Raw genomic sequence first — 15,685 nt, 5'->3', positions numbered from 1 at the left:
CCCCCCGCGCTATCGTGAATCGGCATTCCCCATGTTAGGATGATGAGAGCCGTGGGAATAGCATACCATTACCCCACTTTCGATATTTTGAAAAGGTGCGCTTTCCCCAAATAGCGCCGTAAATGACCACTTACTTAGATAGGGATATCCATCTATGCGGCCAGTTCAGAATAACAGAGCCAAGCAGGAGCAACGCTTTCTCCAGTTAGCCTCTCAGTTTAAAGAAGCCATGCGGCAAGCAAACTATCAGCAAGGTAAAGCGCTTGCCGAAGCCACGCTAAAAATAATGCCCAAAAACCCCGACGTGCAGGCCAGCTACGCGCTTTGCCTGATGCGCACGGGCGAGTATGAGAAGGCATATAAAATCTACAGGCGCCTGATCGATACAACGGCCCCTGAACGTTTACCCACAACTACGTTAGACGGAATGGCGGAAGCTAGCGGTTGGCTAAACCGACTGGAAGATGTTAAGCGATACGGCCTCATGTCGCTTGAGCGGGCGGACTGCGTCTTTGGGCGCGGAAAAGCCTACACAATCCCCACTGAAGCGCCGCCCACGTTCAATCCAAACAACCCGGAAGAGAACGTCATCTCCTTTACGCTATTTGGTGCCGCACCCCGCTACTGTGAAACGGCCGTCATGAACGCAAACGTCAGTAAAACGCTGCTTCCGAGTTGGCAAAGCCGCTTCTATCTGGACGATACCGTACCTGAGAGCGTCCAAACTCGTTTACGGCAGGCCGGCGCAACGGTCATCCGCGTGGAAGAGGAAGTAAAGAAAGCGCTACCGCCCCTGATGTGGCGCTTTTTGGTCATCAACGATCCGAAAATAAAGCGTTATATTATTCGCGACGCTGACTCTTTACTGTCGGAGCGCGAACAGGCAGCAATAGAGGAATGGATACACGGCGACAGCTGGTATCATCATATCCGCGATTACTTTACCCATACCGAGCTTATACTGGCAGGACTATGGGGCGGCTGCCATAACGAAAATATACCCTCAGTTGTCGAGATGACGCGCGACTATTTGGCCAAAAGGCCAGCTCATGAGCGCTTTGTTGACCAGTATTTTCTGCGCGAATACCTCTGGCCAACGGTTAAACAAAGCCTTCTTTCTCATGATGATATTTTCGGCTTTCACCATGCCAAGCCTTTCCCCGCACATCCCCCCATCCGCTGGAAAACAAAAAGGTTTCACGTTGGCAGCAACGCCAGCTATCAACTCGCGGAAGTAAACAGCCCTCTGGCCGACGGTGAAATGCAAACGTGGGAAATACTGGATGAAAACGGCGTCAGGCAGTGTGTCTATCGCTCAAAAGTCCACAGCGGCGCGTGGAGAGAATATCTTCCATTTTTTATACTGGAACATATCAACGACGGGAAATGGTCCATCCGAAATACTGGCACATAAGGAAATGTCTAAACGGTCCTCGTGGGGCTAACGATAAGCGTAAAAAAGCCGGGATAAACCCGGCTTTCTCATACAGCGACAGATTACTCTGCTGCTGCTTCTTCTGGAGCTTTTTCTGCACGGTCAACCAGCTCGATGTAAGCCATCGGAGCGTTATCACCAGCACGGAAGCCACACTTCAGAATACGAGTGTAACCACCGGCACGGCTCGCAAAACGCGGGCCAAGCTCATTAAACAGTTTTGCCACGATTTCGTTATCACGAGTACGGGCGAATGCCAGACGACGGTTAGCAACGCTATCAGCCTTGGCAAGTGTAATCAGTGGTTCAACCACGCGACGCAGTTCTTTCGCTTTAGGCAGAGTCGTCTTGATGATTTCATGACGAACTAAAGAACCTGCCATGTTGCGGAACATGGCTTGGCGATGACTGCTGTTGCGGTTCAGTTGACGTCCACTCTTACGATGGCGCATGACCTTATCCTTCTCAGTAAAACCTTAACCTGCGATCCGGTTACTCGTCAGCAATGCTAGCCGGCGGCCAGTTTTCCAGGCGCATGCCCAGAGACAGACCACGGGAGGCCAACACGTCTTTAATCTCGGTAAGAGATTTTTTACCCAAGTTAGGCGTTTTTAACAGCTCAACTTCGGTACGCTGTACCAGATCACCGATGTAATGGATAGCTTCTGCCTTGAGGCAGTTAGCGGAGCGGACAGTCAGTTCCAGATCGTCAACCGGGCGCAGCAGGATCGGATCGAATTCTGGCTTCTCTTCTTTAACTTCCGGCTGACGTACGTCACGTAGGTCAACAAAAGCTTCGAGCTGTTCGGCCAGAATGGTTGCCGCACGACGGATCGATTCTTCCGGATCGATCGTGCCGTTGGTTTCCATCTCGATAACCAGCTTGTCCAAGTCGGTACGCTGCTCAACGCGCGCTGCTTCAACGTTGTAGGCAATACGCTCTACGGGGCTGTAGCAGGCGTCAACCAGCAGACGACCGATTGGGCGCTCGTCTTCTTCCGTATGAATACGGGCAGAAGCCGGCACATAACCACGACCACGCTGAACCTTGATACGCATGCTAATAGATGCGTTTTCATCGGTCAGGTGACAGATCAGGTGCTGAGGTTTGACGATTTCAACATCACCGTCATGGGTGATGTCGGCTGCAGTCACAGGGCCAATGCCAGACTTATTCAAGCTAAGAATAACTTCATCTTTACCATGAACTTTCACCGCCAGCCCTTTCAGGTTGAGCAGGATCTCCAGGATATCTTCCTGGACGCCTTCTTTGGTGCTGTACTCATGAAGTACACCATCAATCTCAACCTCAGTCACCGCACATCCCGGCATGGATGACAGCAAAATGCGGCGTAGTGCGTTACCTAGAGTATGGCCGAAGCCACGCTCTAACGGCTCAAGGGTCACCTTGGCGTGAGTCGAACTCAGTTGTTCGATGTCCACCAGGCGTGGTTTTAGAAACTCTGTCACAGAACCCTGCATTGTGTCCTCTCTTTGGTACTAAACTTTACTTAGAGTAAAGTTCGACGATCAGGTGTTCGTTAATGTCCGCAGACAGATCGGTGCGCTCAGGATTACGTTTGAAAACGCCTTCCATCTTTGCAGCATCAACTTCGATCCAAGTCGGCTTTTCGCGCTGTTCAAACAGCTCTAAAGCAGCCTTAATACGTGATTGCTTTTTCGCTTTCTCACGTACGCTGACTACGTCATTCGGAGATACCTGAAAAGAAGCGATGTTAACAACGCGGCCATTAACCATTACGGCTTTATGGCTAACCAGCTGACGTGCTTCTGCACGAGTGGCGCCGAAGCCCATACGGTAAACTACGTTGTCCAAACGGCCTTCCAGCAGACACAGCAGGTTTTCACCGGTGTTGCCTTTCAGACGGGTTGCTTCTTTATAATAATTACGGAATTGACGCTCCAGAATGCCGTAAATACGACGAACTTTCTGCTTTTCACGTAACTGTACGCCATAGTCAGACAGACGAGGCTTGCGCGCACCGTGCTGACCAGGAGCTTGTTCAATTTTACACTTGGTATCGATCGCGCGAACGCCGGACTTAAGGAATAAGTCGGTGCCCTCACGACGGCTCAGCTTGAGCTTAGGACCCAAATATCTAGCCATTTTCTTTCTCCAACAAACCTAGAAACGAGGCGTTATACGCGGCGTTTCTTAGGAGGACGACAACCGTTGTGAGGGATCGGAGTCACATCAGTAATATTAGTGATGCGGAAACCAGCCGCGTTCAGAGCGCGGATAGTCGACTCACGACCAGGACCTGGTCCTTTTACCATCACTTCCAGATTCTTAATTCCGTACTCTTTAACTGCTTCTGCGCAGCGTTCTGCGGCTACTTGAGCAGCAAACGGAGTGGATTTACGAGAACCACGGAAACCGGAACCACCGGCCGTTGCCCAACCCAGCGCATTACCTTGACGATCGGTAATGGTTACGATGGTGTTGTTGAAAGATGCATGGATATGAGCCATACCGTCAGAAACTTGCTTTCTTACACGCTTGCGTGCACGAACAGGTGCTTTTGCCATTATTCAATCACCCCGATTATTTCTTGATCGGCTTGCGCGGACCCTTGCGGGTACGAGCGTTAGTCTTGGTACGCTGACCGCGAACCGGGAGACCGCGACGATGACGCATACCACGGTAACAACCAAGGTCCATCAGACGCTTGATGCTCATGGTAACTTCACGACGCAGATCGCCTTCGACGGTGTACTTGGCAACTTCGTCACGCAGTGTGTCAATTTGCTCTTCAGACAGTTCACTGATCTTAACATTTTCGGCAATACCAGACGCTTTACAGATAGCCTGTGAGCGGGTTTTGCCGATGCCGAAGATCGCAGTTAATGCAATAACGGTATGTTTGTGATCAGGAATGTTAATGCCTGCTATACGGGCCACTATGCACTCCTACAATTTAATATCACAGCACTACTCTGAAAAGCCCGTTTTCAGGATACTCAAATAGTGCTGTGGTTACACAACAAAAGATTGGCTGGCTAATCTAGCCAGCTCAACCATACTTTGCAAGAAAAAAATGCTAAAAGCTTAAATCAGCCTTGACGCTGCTTATGCTTTGCTTCAACGCAAATCACGCGCACGATGCCGTGGCGCTTGATGATTTTGCAGTTGCGGCACAGTTTCTTGACGGAAGCACGAACTTTCATTTTAACTCTCCGTAACTTCTCAAGCTAGCCCGAATTAACGGCCGTAGCCTTTCAGGTTTGCTTTCTTCAATGCAGACTCGTACTGACTTGACATCATCAGAGTTTGCACTTGAGCCATAAAGTCCATGATGACGACGACGACAATCAACAGAGAAGTACCGCCAAAGTTAAAGGGTACTTTCATCGCATCACGCATGAACTCCGGGATCAGGCAGATAAAGGTAATGTACATCGCGCCGACGAAAGTCAGACGAGTCATTACTTTATCAATGTATTTAGCCGTTTGCTCTCCCGGACGAATCCCTGGTACAAACGCACCGGACTTCTTCAGGTTATCCGCTGTTTCACGAGGGTTGAAGACCAACGCCGTATAGAAGAAACAGAAGAATATGATTGCGGCCGCATAGAGTAACACATAAAGCGGTTGACCGGGTTGCAAATTCATAGAAATTGTTGTCAACCAGCTCCAACCGGTACCACCGCCGAACCACGAAGCAATAGTTGCCGGGAACAGAATGATACTTGAAGCAAAAATTGCAGGAATAACGCCCGCCATGTTTACTTTCAACGGTAAGTGAGTGCTCTGAGCTGCGTATACGCGACGCCCCTGCTGGCGCTTGGCGTAGTTAACGACGATACGACGCTGACCACGTTCAACAAACACAACAAAGAACGTTACTGCGAATACTAAAACAGCAACCAACAGTAGCAGAAGAACATGTAGCTCACCCTGCCGAGCATCCTCGATAGTCTGCCCAATTGCGGTAGGCAGCCCCGCTACGATACCGGCGAAAATGATGATCGAAATACCGTTTCCGATACCCCGCTCAGTCACTTGCTCACCCAGCCACATCAGGAACATGGTTCCCGTAACCAGACTCACAACCGCAGTAAAGTAAAACGCAAAGCCCGGGTTAATCACCAGGCCAGGCATTCCCATATTCGGTAAACCGGTAGCAATACCGATTGATTGGAATATGGCCAGAACTAACGTGCCATAACGCGTGTACTGGCTAATCTTGCGACGGCCAGACTCTCCCTCTTTTTTCAGCTCTGCTAACTTTGGATGAACCACAGTCAGCAGCTGCACGATAATAGAGGCAGAAATGTACGGCATAATGCCCAGCGCAAAGACAGAGGCACGACTGAGGGCGCCACCAGAGAACATGTTGAACATGTCAATGATGGTCCCTCTTTGCTGCTCGAGTAACTTGGCAAGCACAGTGGCGTCAATACCAGGGATCGGAATAAAAGAGCCGATGCGGAAAACGATCAAAGCACCAACCACAAACAACAGTCTGCGCTTGAGCTCGCCTATACCGCCTTTCGCACTTTGAAAATCTAATCCTGGTTGCTTAGCCATCTGCTACTTATTCCTCAATTTTCCCGCCAGCGGCTTCAATCGCAGCGCGAGCACCTTTAGATACGCGCAGACCGCGAACGGTAACCGGACGCTTGATTTCGCCGGAAAGCATAACTTTCGCAAACTCAATCTCGATACCGACAACGTTAGCCGCTTTCAGCACGTTCAGGTCAATCACGTCGCCTTCAACGCGGGCCAGATCGGACAGACGAACTTCTGCCGTCACCATCGCCTTGCGAGAAGTGAAACCGAACTTCGGTAAACGACGGTATAAAGGCATCTGGCCGCCTTCAAACCCGCGACGTACGCCACCGCCAGAACGAGACTTCTGACCTTTGTGACCACGGCCGCTGGTTTTACCCAGACCAGAACCGATACCGCGACCTAAACGCTTAGGAGCGTGTTTTGAGCCTTCGCCCGGAGCCAGAGTATTTAAACGCATCTCTTACTCCTCCACTTTAAGCATATAGGAAATACGATTGATCATACCGCGAACGGCAGGAGTATCCTCGCGTTCTACAGTGTGACCGATACGACGCAGACCTAAACCGACCAGCGTTGCCTTATGCTTAGGCAGACGGCCGATTGAGCTGCGAACTTGAGTAATTTTGATAGTCTTTGCCATTGCTGATTACCCCAGAATGTCTTCGACGGTCTTGCCACGCTTAGCGGCGACCATCTCAGGAGACTTCATATTTTCCAAAGCGTCCATAGTTGCACGAACCACGTTGATCGGGTTAGTAGAACCATAGGCTTTAGCCAATACGTTACGTACTCCGGCGACTTCCAGAACGGCGCGCATTGCACCGCCGGCGATAATACCGGTACCTTCAAATGCCGGCTGCATGAACACGCGAGAACCCGTGTGAACACCCTTAACCGGATGCTGCAGAGTACCGCCATTCAGTGCAACGTTGATCATATTGCGACGGGCTTTTTCCATCGCCTTCTGAATCGCTGCTGGAACTTCACGCGCTTTACCGTAACCAAAACCTACGCGACCGTTGCCATCACCCACTACAGTCAGTGCGGTGAAGCTGAAAATACGGCCACCCTTAACGGTTTTAGATACGCGATTTACCGCGATCAGCTTTTCCTGCAGTTCTCCAGCCTGTTTTTCGATGTGAGACATCTTACACCCCTACCTTAGAACTGAAGGCCAGCTTCGCGGGCAGCATCTGCCAGCGCCTGGACTCGACCATGATATTGGAAACCAGAACGGTCAAAAGACACCTTAGAGATCTCTTTCGCCAACGCGCGCTCTGCAATAGCTTTACCCACTAATGCGGCAGCGTCTTTGTTTCCGGTATATTTCACTTGCTCTGCAATCGCCTTCTCTACGGTAGAGGCTGCAACCAGAACTTCAGAACCGTTCGGTGCGATAACCTGTGCGTAAATGTGGCGCGGAGTACGGTGAACCACCAGGCGAGTCGCACACAGTTCTTTAATCTTACGACGTGCGCGGGTCGCACGACGGATACGAGCTGCTTTCTTATCCATAGTGTTACCTTACTTCTTCTTAGCCTCTTTGGTACGCACGACTTCGTCGGCGTAACGGACACCCTTGCCTTTGTAAGGCTCAGGACGACGGTAGGCACGCAAATCTGCAGCCACCTGACCAATTAACTGCTTATCGGCACCTTTCAGTACGATTTCAGTTTGGCTCGGGCATTCAGCAGTGATGCCTGCAGGCAGAACATGCTCAACGGGGTGAGAGAAGCCTAATGCCAGGCTTACTGCATTACCCTTAATCGCTGCGCGGTAGCCTACGCCTACCAGCTGTAGCTTCTTAGTGAAGCCTTCAGTAACACCGACAACCATTCCGTTAATCAGGGCGCGAGCGGTACCAGCTTGGGCCCACCCGTTAGCGAAACCTTCGCGAGGAGCGAACGTTAACGCACCGTTATCCTGCTTAACTTCGACGGCGTCATGGACTGTACGCGACAGCTCGCCGTTTTTACCTTTAATTGTTATAGCCTGACCGTTGAGTTTTACCTCTACACCAGCAGGAATAACGACGGGTGCTTTAGCAACACGTGACATTTTTTCCTCCTGATTAAGCTACGTAGCAGAGAATCTCGCCACCAAGACCTGCCTGGCGAGCTGCACGATCGGTCATAACACCTTTAGAGGTAGAAACAACAGCGATCCCTAAACCGGCCATAACTTTTGGCAGCTCATCTTTTTTCTTATAGATGCGCAGACCAGGGCGGCTTACACGCTGGATGCTTTCTACGACCGGCGCGCCCTGGAAGTACTTCAGTACGAGTTCCAGTTCGGGCTTGGTGTCGCCAACAACTTTATATTCTTCGATATAGCCTTCTTCCTTCAGCACATTGGCAATAGCCACTTTAAGCTTGGAGGAAGGCATAGTGACCGCAACTTTGTTCGCGGCCTGACCGTTTCTAATACGGGTCAGCATATCCGCGATCGGATCTTGCATGCTCATCTGTCTTTACTCCCGTGATTCAATGGTGAAATTACCAACTAGCCTTCTTCAGACCCGGGATCTCACCGCGCATAGCGGCTTCACGGACCTTAATACGGCTTAACCCAAACTTACGCAGGACGCCGTGAGGACGACCTGTTTGACGACAACGGTTACGTTGACGACTTGGGCTGGAATCACGAGGAAGCGTTTGCAGCTTGAGCACTGCATTCCAACGGTCTTCGTCAGATGCGTTCACATCAGAGATGATTGCTTTCAGTTCAGCGCGCTTAGCGAAGAACTTATCAGCCAATTTTACACGCTTAACTTCGCGTGCTTTCATTGATTGCTTAGCCATGAGTCAACCCTACCTTACTTGCGGAACGGGAAGTTAAAGGCAGCCAGCAGAGCGCGGCCTTCTTCGTCAGATTTCGCGGAAGTGGTGATGGTAATGTCCAAACCACGTACACGATCGACTTTGTCATAGTCGATTTCTGGGAAGATGATCTGCTCACGCACGCCCATGCTGTAGTTACCACGGCCATCAAATGACTTGGCGCTTAGGCCACGGAAGTCACGGATTCGAGGTACAGCAATAGAGATCAGTCGCTCTAAGAATTCCCACATACGTTCGCCACGCAGGGTTACTTTACAGCCGATCGGATACCCTTGACGGATTTTGAAGCCTGCAACAGATTTACGGGCTTTGGTGACAAGCGGCTTTTGACCGGAAATCGCTGCCAAGTCAGCTGCTGCATTATCCAGCAGTTTCTTGTCAGTGATCGCTTCACCAACACCCATGTTGAGGGTAATCTTCTCGACCCGAGGGACTTGCATGACAGATTTGTAGCCAAACTGTTCTACCAGTTTATTTACTACCTGTTCTTTGTAGTAATCATGCAGTTTCGCCATCGTAACTACTCCAACTTACTTAATAGTTTCGCTATTAGATTTGAAGAAACGGACTTTTTTGCCGTCTTCAAAACGAAAGCCTACACGGTCAGCCTTGCCTGTAGATGCATTGTAGATTGCAACGTTAGAAACCTGAATTGCGGCTTCTTTTTCAACGATGCCACCCGGTTGGTTCAGAGCCGGTACAGGCTTCTGATGTTTCTTAACCAGGTTGATACCTTCAACAACAATCTTACTGGAAGACAGGACACTCTTAACTTTACCGCGCTTACCTTTATCTTTACCGGTTAACACGATAACTTCGTCATCACGACGGATTTTCGCTGCCATGGTTCGCTCCTTACAGTACTTCTGGCGCTAATGAGATGATTTTCATGAACTTTTCAGAACGAAGTTCACGAGTCACCGGCCCGAAAATACGCGTACCGATCGGCTGCTCGCTGTTGTTGTTTAACAACACACAAGCATTGCGATCGAAGCGAACGACAGATCCGTCAGGGCGACGAACACCCTTTCTGGTGCGCACCACTACCGCCTTGAGGACATCACCTTTTTTAACCTTACCGCGAGGAATTGCTTCCTTGATGGTAATTTTGATGATGTCGCCCACGCCAGCGTAGCGACGGTGCGATCCACCCAGAACCTTGATACACATTACGCTACGCGCGCCGGAGTTGTCAGCGACGGTCAGCATAGTCTGTTCTTGGATCATCTTAGTGCTCCGCTAATGTCAACTACTTAGGACCCTCACGGGTCGTTTAAAATCCCCCATACATCAGGGCGCGGCATTATACCACCGCTTACCGACGTTGGGTAGAAAAAATAAACGGCCCATTAACTGAGCCGTTTATCTTATGAGGAAAGCGATACTTTATTACAGAACCGCTTTCTCTACAACTCGAACAAGCGTCCAAGACTTAGTCTTAGACAGCGGACGGCATTCAGTGATTTCCACCAGATCGCCGATTCCACATTCATTGTTCTCGTCATGTACGTGCAGCTTAGTCGTACGTTTGATGAACTTACCATATACCGGGTGCTTCACCATACGCTCAATCGCTACAACAAGGGATTTCTCCATCTTGTCGCTAACAACACGACCTTGCAAAGTACGGATTTTATCAGTCATTACGCACCCGCCTTCTCAGTCAGTAAAGTTTTCACACGTGCAACGTTACGACGCACTTGCTTCAACAGGTGAGACTGTTGCAGCTGGCCGCTCGCCGCTTGCATGCGCAGGTTAAACTGCTCACGCAGCAGGTTAAGCAGCTCAGTGTTCAGCTCTTCAACACTTTTTTCACGCAGCTCTTTTGCTTTCATTACATCACCGTCTTAGTTACAAAGGTGGTTTTAATCGGCAGTTTTGCTGCTGCCAGCTTGAACGCTTCGCGGGCGATTTCTTCCGGAACGCCGTCCATTTCATACAGGACTTTACCCGGCTGAATAAGGGCTACCCAGTATTCTACGTTACCCTTACCTTTACCCATACGAACTTCAAGCGGCTTTTCTGTGATAGGTTTGTCTGGGAATACGCGAATCCAGATTTTACCTTGACGCTTAACTGCACGTGTCATGGCACGACGTGCCGCCTCGATTTGGCGAGCAGTCAGACGACCGCGGCCAACAGCTTTCAGACCGAAAGTGCCGAAGCTCACATCCGCACCGGCAGCCAGACCACGGTTGCGGCCCTTGTGCACTTTACGGAATTTTGTACGCTTTGGTTGTAACATCAGCGACGCTCCTTATTTACGGCCTTTACGCTGCTGCTTTTTAGGTTGAGCAGCCGGTTTTTCCGGTTGTTCAACTGCAGCCATACCACCCAAGATCTCACCTTTGAAGATCCACACTTTAACGCCGATTACACCATAAGTGGTGTGCGCTTCAGAAGTGTTATAGTCGATATCCGCACGCAGAGTGTGCAACGGAACGCGACCCTCACGGTACCATTCGGTACGCGCGATCTCAGCGCCGCCTAAACGGCCACTGACTTCCACTTTGATACCTTTAGCGCCAATACGCATTGCGTTCTGAACGGCACGCTTCATCGCACGACGGAACATCACGCGACGCTCCAGTTGAGAAGTGATGCTGTCAGCAACCAGCTTTGCGTCCAGTTCTGGTTTACGAACTTCGGCGATATTGATTTGCGCAGGCACGCCGGCGATAGACGCCACAGCGTTACGCAGCTTTTCTACGTCTTCCCCTTTCTTGCCGATAACGATGCCCGGACGAGCGGTGTGAATAGTCACACGGATGCTCTTAGCGGGACGCTCGATAACGATGCGAGAAACGGAAGCTTTATCCAGTTCTTTATTCAGGAACTGGCGAACTTTAAAGTCGCTGTCCAGGTTATCAGCGAATTCTTTGGTATTGGCGTACCAGGTAGAGTTCCAAGACTTAACAATACCCAGTCGAATACCATTCGGATGTACTTTCTGACCCATTGCTATTCTCCAGAGTCTCAGCGATCGGACACAACCACAGTGATGTGGCTGGTGCGCTTCAGGATGCGATCTGCACGGCCTTTTGCACGAGGCATAATGCGCTTCATGCTAGGACCTTCGTCGACAAAAATCTTGGCGACTTTCAGATCATCAATGTCAGCGCCATCGTTGTGTTCTGCGTTTGCAATGGCAGACTCAAGTACTTTTTTAACCAACTCAGCAGCTTTCTTGTTGGTGTAGGTTAAAATTTCCAGAGCTTGCGACACTTTCTTACCGCGAATCAGGTCAGCGACTAAGCGAACCTTCTGTGCAGAAGAACGAGCGTGGCGATGTTTAGCGATAGTTTCCATCTCTTCCTCCTACTTATTTCTTCTTGGCTTTTTTATCAGCCGCGTGGCCGCGATAAGTACGAGTCGGCGCGAATTCGCCCAGCTTGTGGCCGACCATTTCGTCGGTTACAAAGACTGGTACGTGCTGACGACCATTATGGACAGCGATGGTCAAACCGATCATATTTGGAAAGATCGTTGAACGACGGGACCAAGTCTTAACAGGCTTTTTGTCTCCGCTTTCCACCGCTTTCTCTACCTTCTTCAGCAAGTGCAGGTCAATAAATGGACCTTTCTTGAGAGAACGTGGCATGGCTTATCCTCTAATTATTTTTTACTACGGCGACGTACGATGAATTGATCGGTACGCTTGTTGCTACGAGTCTTCTTACCCTTGGTCTGTACGCCCCACGGAGTAACCGGGTGCTTACCAAAGTTACGACCTTCACCACCACCGTGCGGGTGGTCTACCGGGTTCATCGCCGTACCGCGAACGGTCGGACGAATACCGCGCCAACGGCTGGCGCCAGCTTTACCCAGTACGCGCAGCATGTGCTCAGAGTTGCCTACTTCACCTAAGGTGGCGCGGCAGTCAGCAAGCACTTTACGCATTTCGCCGGAACGAAGACGGATAGTGACGTAAGAACCTTCACGGGCAACGATTTGAACGTAACCGCCGGCAGAGCGAGCCATTTGGCCGCCTTTACCTGGTTTCATTTCAACGTTGTGAACCGTAGAACCAACGGGAATGTTGCGCATCGGCAGGCAGTTACCTACCTTAATGGCTGCATCAACACCGGATTGGATTTGGTCACCGGCCTTCAGGCCTTTGGGCGCAAGAATATAACGGCGTTCGCCGTCTTTATACAGAACCAGCGCGATATTCGCGGAACGGTTCGGATCGTATTCAAGACGCTCAACAACAGCTGCGATACCGTCTTTGTTGCGCTTAAAGTCAACTAAACGATAGTGCTGCTTATGACCGCCACCAATGTGGCGAGTGGTGATACGGCCATTGTTATTACGGCCACCTGTTTTGCTGTTCTTTTCCAGCAATGGGGCATAAGGTTTGCCCTTGTGCAGCTCAGGGTTAACCACTTTAACGACGTGGCGACGACCCGGAGACGTTGGCTTACACTTAACAATTGCCATGGTATTTCAATCCTCCGCTTACTCTGCGCCGCCAATGAAGTCCAGATTCTGGCCTTCTTTTAACGTGACGTAAGCTTTTTTCCAGTCGCTACGACGACCAACACGCTGACCATGACGCTTCACTTTACCCTTAACGATCAGGGTGCGAACGTCATTGACTTCAACCTCAAACAGCTTCTGAACGGCAGCTTTCACTTCCGCTTTTGTCGCATCTTTAGCAACTTTCAGCACGATAGTATTGTGCTTTTCCATTGCGCCAGAGGCTTTTTCAGAAACGTGTGGTGCGCGCAGGACTTTCAGCAGGCGTTCTTCACGGATCATGCCAGCATCTCCTCTACTTGCTTCACAGCATCAGCAGTCATCACCACTTTATCGAAAGCGATCAGGCTGAACGGGTCGATACCGGCTACGTCGCGAACGTCAACCTTGTGCAGGTTGCCTGCAGCCAGGTACAGGTTCGGTTCGACTTCGCTGGTCACGATCAGTACGTCATCCAGATCCATTTCTTTCAATTTCTGTACCAGCAGCTTGGTTTTCGGTGCTTCTACAGTGAACTTCTCAACAACAATCAGACGCTCTTGACGTACCAGCTCAGACAGAATGCACTTCAGTGCACCGCGGTACATCTTTTTGTTCACTTTCTGGCTGTGATCTTGCGGACGAGCGGCGAACGTTACGCCACCAGAACGCCAGATCGGGCTCTTGATTGAGCCAGAGCGTGCACGGCCGGTGCCTTTTTGGCGCCACGGCTTTTTACCTGAACCGGTTACTTCAGCGCGGGTTTTCTGAGCACGGGTTCCCTGACGAGCTGCCGCTGCATAAGCAACAACAACCTGGTGAACCAGAGCTTCATTAAAATCACGTCCGAAGGTAGTTTCGGAAACAGTCAGCGCGCCAGGCGCGTCTTTAATTACCAATTCCATTCCTATCTCCTCGACGTTACGCCTTCACAGCCGGTTTAACGATCAGATCGCTACCGGTAGCCCCAGGAACAGCGCCTTTAACCAGCAGCAGGTTGCGCTCAGCGTCAACACGAACTACTTCCAGGCTTTGAACGGTTACGCGCTCATCACCCAGGTGGCCTGCCATTTTCTTACCTTTGAACACTTTACCCGGCGTCTGGTTCTGACCGATAGAACCGTGACCGCGATGTGACAAAGAGTTACCGTGGGTAGCGTCCTGAGTACGGAAGTTCCAACGCTTAGTAGTACCAGCGAAGCCCTTACCTTTAGAAGTCCCGGTAACGTCAACTTTCTTAACGTCGGCAAAGATATCAACGTTAATTTCTTGGCCAGCGGCGAATTCTTCACCGTCGTTCAGACGGAATTCCCACAGACCACGACCGGCAGTAACGCCAGCTTTAGCGAAATGACCCGCTTCCGGCTTAAGAACGCGGTTAGCTTTTTTGCTACCGGTAGTTACTTGTACGGCACGGTATCCATCGTTAGCCAGATCTTTAACCTGAGTAACGCGGTTCGCTTCAATTTCGATAACAGTAACAGGAATAGACACACCCTCTTCGGTGAAGATACGGGTCATTCCTACTTTACGTCCGACTAAACCAATCATTGTTTCAACCTCTCAATCGCTCAATGACCTGATTAACCCAGGCTGATCTGCACGTCAACACCGGCAGCCAGATCCAGACGCATCAGAGCATCAACCGTCTTTTCAGTTGGCTCAACGATGTCAACCAAACGCTTATGAGTACGAATTTCGTACTGATCGCGCGCGTCTTTGTTAACGTGCGGAGAGATCAGAACGGTAAAACGCTCTTTGCGGGTTGGCAGTGGGATCGGACCACGTACTTGAGCGCCAGTGCGCTTAGCAGTCTCGACGATTTCCGCGGTTGACTGGTCGATCAGACGATGATCAAACGCTTTCAGGCGGATACGGATTCTTTGGTTCTGCATGAGACCAGAGCTCCAATTGTTTTATAAACGTAAAAAATTACTACTCGCACCCATTTCGATTGATGGGGGAGTGTAATCGTTCTTCATATAACCCCCATATCGGGAGTATTGTTGCCACTTGGCATAACGAAAAGCGTCGTGGACACGGCGCTCAATTGAACACCGTACCGCACCGACATGCGATGCAGGCCTGAGCATTGTACAGATTTACGCCCACATCGCAAGTGCTATGTAGAATTAATTACCTACTGCGGAACGGGTAGACATATTTCAGGCAGCAAAAAGGGCGCCGAAGCGCCCTTTTCTAATCTTCAAGTAAAATAAATTACTTAACGATCTTGGCAACAACGCCCGCACCAACGGTACGGCCGCCTTCGCGGATTGCGAAGCGCAGACCTTCGTCCATTGCGATCGGCGCAATCAGACTTACGGTCATCTGAATGTTGTCGCCTGGCATTACCATCTCTACGCCTTCCGGCAGTTCGATGGTGCCTGTCACGTCAGTCGTACGGAAGTAGAA

At 50.4% G+C, this 15,685-nt stretch carries 30 protein-coding genes; 1 reads left to right on the top strand and 29 read right to left on the bottom strand.

The window, feature by feature from the left end:
* The first annotated feature begins 154 nt into the window (after nucleotides 1-154).
* Nucleotides 155-1,414, top strand: coding sequence for a tetratricopeptide repeat protein (locus G544_RS0116870; protein WP_027275685.1), 1,260 nt, complete (start codon nucleotides 155-157; stop codon nucleotides 1,412-1,414).
* Between the two features lie 83 nt (nucleotides 1,415-1,497).
* On the opposite strand, the gene rplQ is transcribed toward G544_RS0116870, so the two are convergent.
* From rplQ to G544_RS20875, 29 genes are all read right to left on the bottom strand, one after another.
* Nucleotides 1,498-1,887 (bottom strand): 50S ribosomal protein L17, encoded by a 390-nt coding sequence (gene rplQ, locus G544_RS0116865; RefSeq protein ID WP_027275684.1) that lies wholly within the window; start codon nucleotides 1,885-1,887, stop codon nucleotides 1,498-1,500.
* Nucleotides 1,888-1,927: 40 nt separating this feature from the next.
* On the bottom strand, nucleotides 1,928-2,917 hold the full coding sequence (locus tag G544_RS0116860) for a DNA-directed RNA polymerase subunit alpha (RefSeq protein ID WP_027275683.1): 990 nt from the start codon (nucleotides 2,915-2,917) through the stop codon (nucleotides 1,928-1,930).
* A gap of 25 nt (nucleotides 2,918-2,942) precedes the next feature.
* Nucleotides 2,943-3,563, bottom strand: coding sequence for a 30S ribosomal protein S4 (rpsD, locus tag G544_RS0116855; protein ID WP_027275682.1), 621 nt, complete (start codon nucleotides 3,561-3,563; stop codon nucleotides 2,943-2,945).
* A 32-nt stretch (nucleotides 3,564-3,595) separates the two neighbouring features.
* Entirely contained in the window at nucleotides 3,596-3,985 is a 390-nt protein-coding gene (gene rpsK / locus G544_RS0116850; RefSeq protein WP_027275681.1) for a 30S ribosomal protein S11, read from the bottom strand.
* Nucleotides 3,986-4,001: 16 nt separating this feature from the next.
* Nucleotides 4,002-4,358, bottom strand: coding sequence for a 30S ribosomal protein S13 (gene rpsM, locus G544_RS0116845; protein WP_027275680.1), 357 nt, complete (start codon nucleotides 4,356-4,358; stop codon nucleotides 4,002-4,004).
* Nucleotides 4,359-4,510: 152 nt separating this feature from the next.
* Nucleotides 4,511-4,624: a 50S ribosomal protein L36 gene (rpmJ, locus tag G544_RS0116840; protein ID WP_027275679.1), complete on the bottom strand. Its 114-nt coding sequence runs from the start codon at nucleotides 4,622-4,624 to the stop codon at nucleotides 4,511-4,513.
* A 34-nt stretch (nucleotides 4,625-4,658) separates the two neighbouring features.
* Nucleotides 4,659-5,987 (bottom strand): preprotein translocase subunit SecY, encoded by a 1,329-nt coding sequence (gene secY, locus G544_RS0116835; RefSeq protein WP_027275678.1) that lies wholly within the window; start codon nucleotides 5,985-5,987, stop codon nucleotides 4,659-4,661.
* A 7-nt stretch (nucleotides 5,988-5,994) separates the two neighbouring features.
* Nucleotides 5,995-6,429 carry a 50S ribosomal protein L15 gene (rplO, locus tag G544_RS0116830; RefSeq protein ID WP_027275677.1) on the bottom strand — a complete coding sequence of 145 codons (435 nt, stop codon included), beginning with the start codon at nucleotides 6,427-6,429 and terminating at the stop codon, nucleotides 5,995-5,997.
* Between the two features lie 3 nt (nucleotides 6,430-6,432).
* The gene (rpmD, locus tag G544_RS0116825; RefSeq protein ID WP_027275676.1) at nucleotides 6,433-6,612 is read right to left on the bottom strand and encodes a 50S ribosomal protein L30; all 180 of its coding nucleotides are present in this window, start codon (nucleotides 6,610-6,612) and stop codon (nucleotides 6,433-6,435) included.
* A 6-nt stretch (nucleotides 6,613-6,618) separates the two neighbouring features.
* A complete protein-coding gene (gene rpsE / locus G544_RS0116820; protein ID WP_027275675.1) occupies nucleotides 6,619-7,119 on the bottom strand; it encodes a 30S ribosomal protein S5 in 501 nt (166 codons plus the stop codon).
* 14 nt (nucleotides 7,120-7,133) lie between these two features.
* Nucleotides 7,134-7,487 (bottom strand): 50S ribosomal protein L18, encoded by a 354-nt coding sequence (rplR, locus tag G544_RS0116815; protein WP_027275674.1) that lies wholly within the window; start codon nucleotides 7,485-7,487, stop codon nucleotides 7,134-7,136.
* Between the two features lie 9 nt (nucleotides 7,488-7,496).
* Nucleotides 7,497-8,030, bottom strand: a complete 534-nt coding sequence (gene rplF / locus G544_RS0116810) for a 50S ribosomal protein L6 (RefSeq protein WP_027275673.1) — start codon at nucleotides 8,028-8,030, stop codon at nucleotides 7,497-7,499.
* Between the two features lie 13 nt (nucleotides 8,031-8,043).
* The gene (gene rpsH, locus G544_RS0116805) at nucleotides 8,044-8,436 is read right to left on the bottom strand and encodes a 30S ribosomal protein S8 (protein ID WP_027275672.1); all 393 of its coding nucleotides are present in this window, start codon (nucleotides 8,434-8,436) and stop codon (nucleotides 8,044-8,046) included.
* Nucleotides 8,437-8,467: 31 nt separating this feature from the next.
* A complete protein-coding gene (gene rpsN / locus G544_RS0116800; RefSeq protein WP_027275671.1) occupies nucleotides 8,468-8,773 on the bottom strand; it encodes a 30S ribosomal protein S14 in 306 nt (101 codons plus the stop codon).
* A 14-nt stretch (nucleotides 8,774-8,787) separates the two neighbouring features.
* Nucleotides 8,788-9,327, bottom strand: a complete 540-nt coding sequence (rplE, locus tag G544_RS0116795) for a 50S ribosomal protein L5 (protein WP_027275670.1) — start codon at nucleotides 9,325-9,327, stop codon at nucleotides 8,788-8,790.
* Between the two features lie 15 nt (nucleotides 9,328-9,342).
* On the bottom strand, nucleotides 9,343-9,657 hold the full coding sequence (gene rplX, locus G544_RS0116790; protein WP_027275669.1) for a 50S ribosomal protein L24: 315 nt from the start codon (nucleotides 9,655-9,657) through the stop codon (nucleotides 9,343-9,345).
* Nucleotides 9,658-9,667: 10 nt separating this feature from the next.
* Nucleotides 9,668-10,039: a 50S ribosomal protein L14 gene (rplN, locus tag G544_RS0116785; protein WP_027275668.1), complete on the bottom strand. Its 372-nt coding sequence runs from the start codon at nucleotides 10,037-10,039 to the stop codon at nucleotides 9,668-9,670.
* A 162-nt stretch (nucleotides 10,040-10,201) separates the two neighbouring features.
* Nucleotides 10,202-10,456 (bottom strand): 30S ribosomal protein S17, encoded by a 255-nt coding sequence (gene rpsQ / locus G544_RS0116780; RefSeq protein WP_027275667.1) that lies wholly within the window; start codon nucleotides 10,454-10,456, stop codon nucleotides 10,202-10,204.
* Nucleotides 10,456-10,647, bottom strand: a complete 192-nt coding sequence (gene rpmC, locus G544_RS0116775; RefSeq protein ID WP_027275666.1) for a 50S ribosomal protein L29 — start codon at nucleotides 10,645-10,647, stop codon at nucleotides 10,456-10,458. Before rpmC ends, rpsQ begins: the two co-directional genes overlap by 1 nt.
* On the bottom strand, nucleotides 10,647-11,057 hold the full coding sequence (gene rplP, locus G544_RS0116770) for a 50S ribosomal protein L16 (RefSeq protein WP_027275665.1): 411 nt from the start codon (nucleotides 11,055-11,057) through the stop codon (nucleotides 10,647-10,649). The genes rpmC and rplP overlap by 1 nt, the downstream gene beginning before the upstream one ends.
* Before the next feature lie 12 nt (nucleotides 11,058-11,069).
* The gene (gene rpsC, locus G544_RS0116765) at nucleotides 11,070-11,771 is read right to left on the bottom strand and encodes a 30S ribosomal protein S3 (RefSeq protein WP_027275664.1); all 702 of its coding nucleotides are present in this window, start codon (nucleotides 11,769-11,771) and stop codon (nucleotides 11,070-11,072) included.
* A 17-nt stretch (nucleotides 11,772-11,788) separates the two neighbouring features.
* Complete coding sequence (gene rplV / locus G544_RS0116760) at nucleotides 11,789-12,121, bottom strand: 50S ribosomal protein L22 (protein ID WP_027275663.1); 333 nt, start codon at nucleotides 12,119-12,121, stop codon at nucleotides 11,789-11,791.
* Between the two features lie 13 nt (nucleotides 12,122-12,134).
* A complete protein-coding gene (rpsS, locus tag G544_RS0116755; protein WP_027275662.1) occupies nucleotides 12,135-12,413 on the bottom strand; it encodes a 30S ribosomal protein S19 in 279 nt (92 codons plus the stop codon).
* A 14-nt stretch (nucleotides 12,414-12,427) separates the two neighbouring features.
* On the bottom strand, nucleotides 12,428-13,252 hold the full coding sequence (gene rplB / locus G544_RS0116750) for a 50S ribosomal protein L2 (RefSeq protein ID WP_027275661.1): 825 nt from the start codon (nucleotides 13,250-13,252) through the stop codon (nucleotides 12,428-12,430).
* A gap of 18 nt (nucleotides 13,253-13,270) precedes the next feature.
* Complete coding sequence (gene rplW / locus G544_RS0116745) at nucleotides 13,271-13,573, bottom strand: 50S ribosomal protein L23 (protein ID WP_027275660.1); 303 nt, start codon at nucleotides 13,571-13,573, stop codon at nucleotides 13,271-13,273.
* Complete coding sequence (gene rplD, locus G544_RS0116740; protein WP_027275659.1) at nucleotides 13,570-14,175, bottom strand: 50S ribosomal protein L4; 606 nt, start codon at nucleotides 14,173-14,175, stop codon at nucleotides 13,570-13,572. The genes rplW and rplD overlap by 4 nt, the downstream gene beginning before the upstream one ends.
* A 16-nt stretch (nucleotides 14,176-14,191) precedes the next feature.
* Nucleotides 14,192-14,821 carry a 50S ribosomal protein L3 gene (rplC, locus tag G544_RS0116735; protein WP_027275658.1) on the bottom strand — a complete coding sequence of 210 codons (630 nt, stop codon included), beginning with the start codon at nucleotides 14,819-14,821 and terminating at the stop codon, nucleotides 14,192-14,194.
* 32 nt (nucleotides 14,822-14,853) lie between these two features.
* Entirely contained in the window at nucleotides 14,854-15,165 is a 312-nt protein-coding gene (gene rpsJ / locus G544_RS0116730; protein WP_001181005.1) for a 30S ribosomal protein S10, read from the bottom strand.
* 325 nt (nucleotides 15,166-15,490) lie between these two features.
* Nucleotides 15,491-15,685, bottom strand: a 195-nt coding sequence (locus tag G544_RS20875; protein WP_036024235.1) for an EF-Tu C-terminal domain-related protein, incomplete at its 5' end; no start/stop codon positions are given.

It is taken from the genome of Leminorella grimontii ATCC 33999 = DSM 5078 (genome assembly GCF_000439085.1).
GTDB lineage: Bacteria > Pseudomonadota > Gammaproteobacteria > Enterobacterales > Enterobacteriaceae > Leminorella > Leminorella grimontii.
Note: the sequence above shows the minus strand (reverse complement) of the source record. Positions and strands in the feature narration are given on the sequence as shown.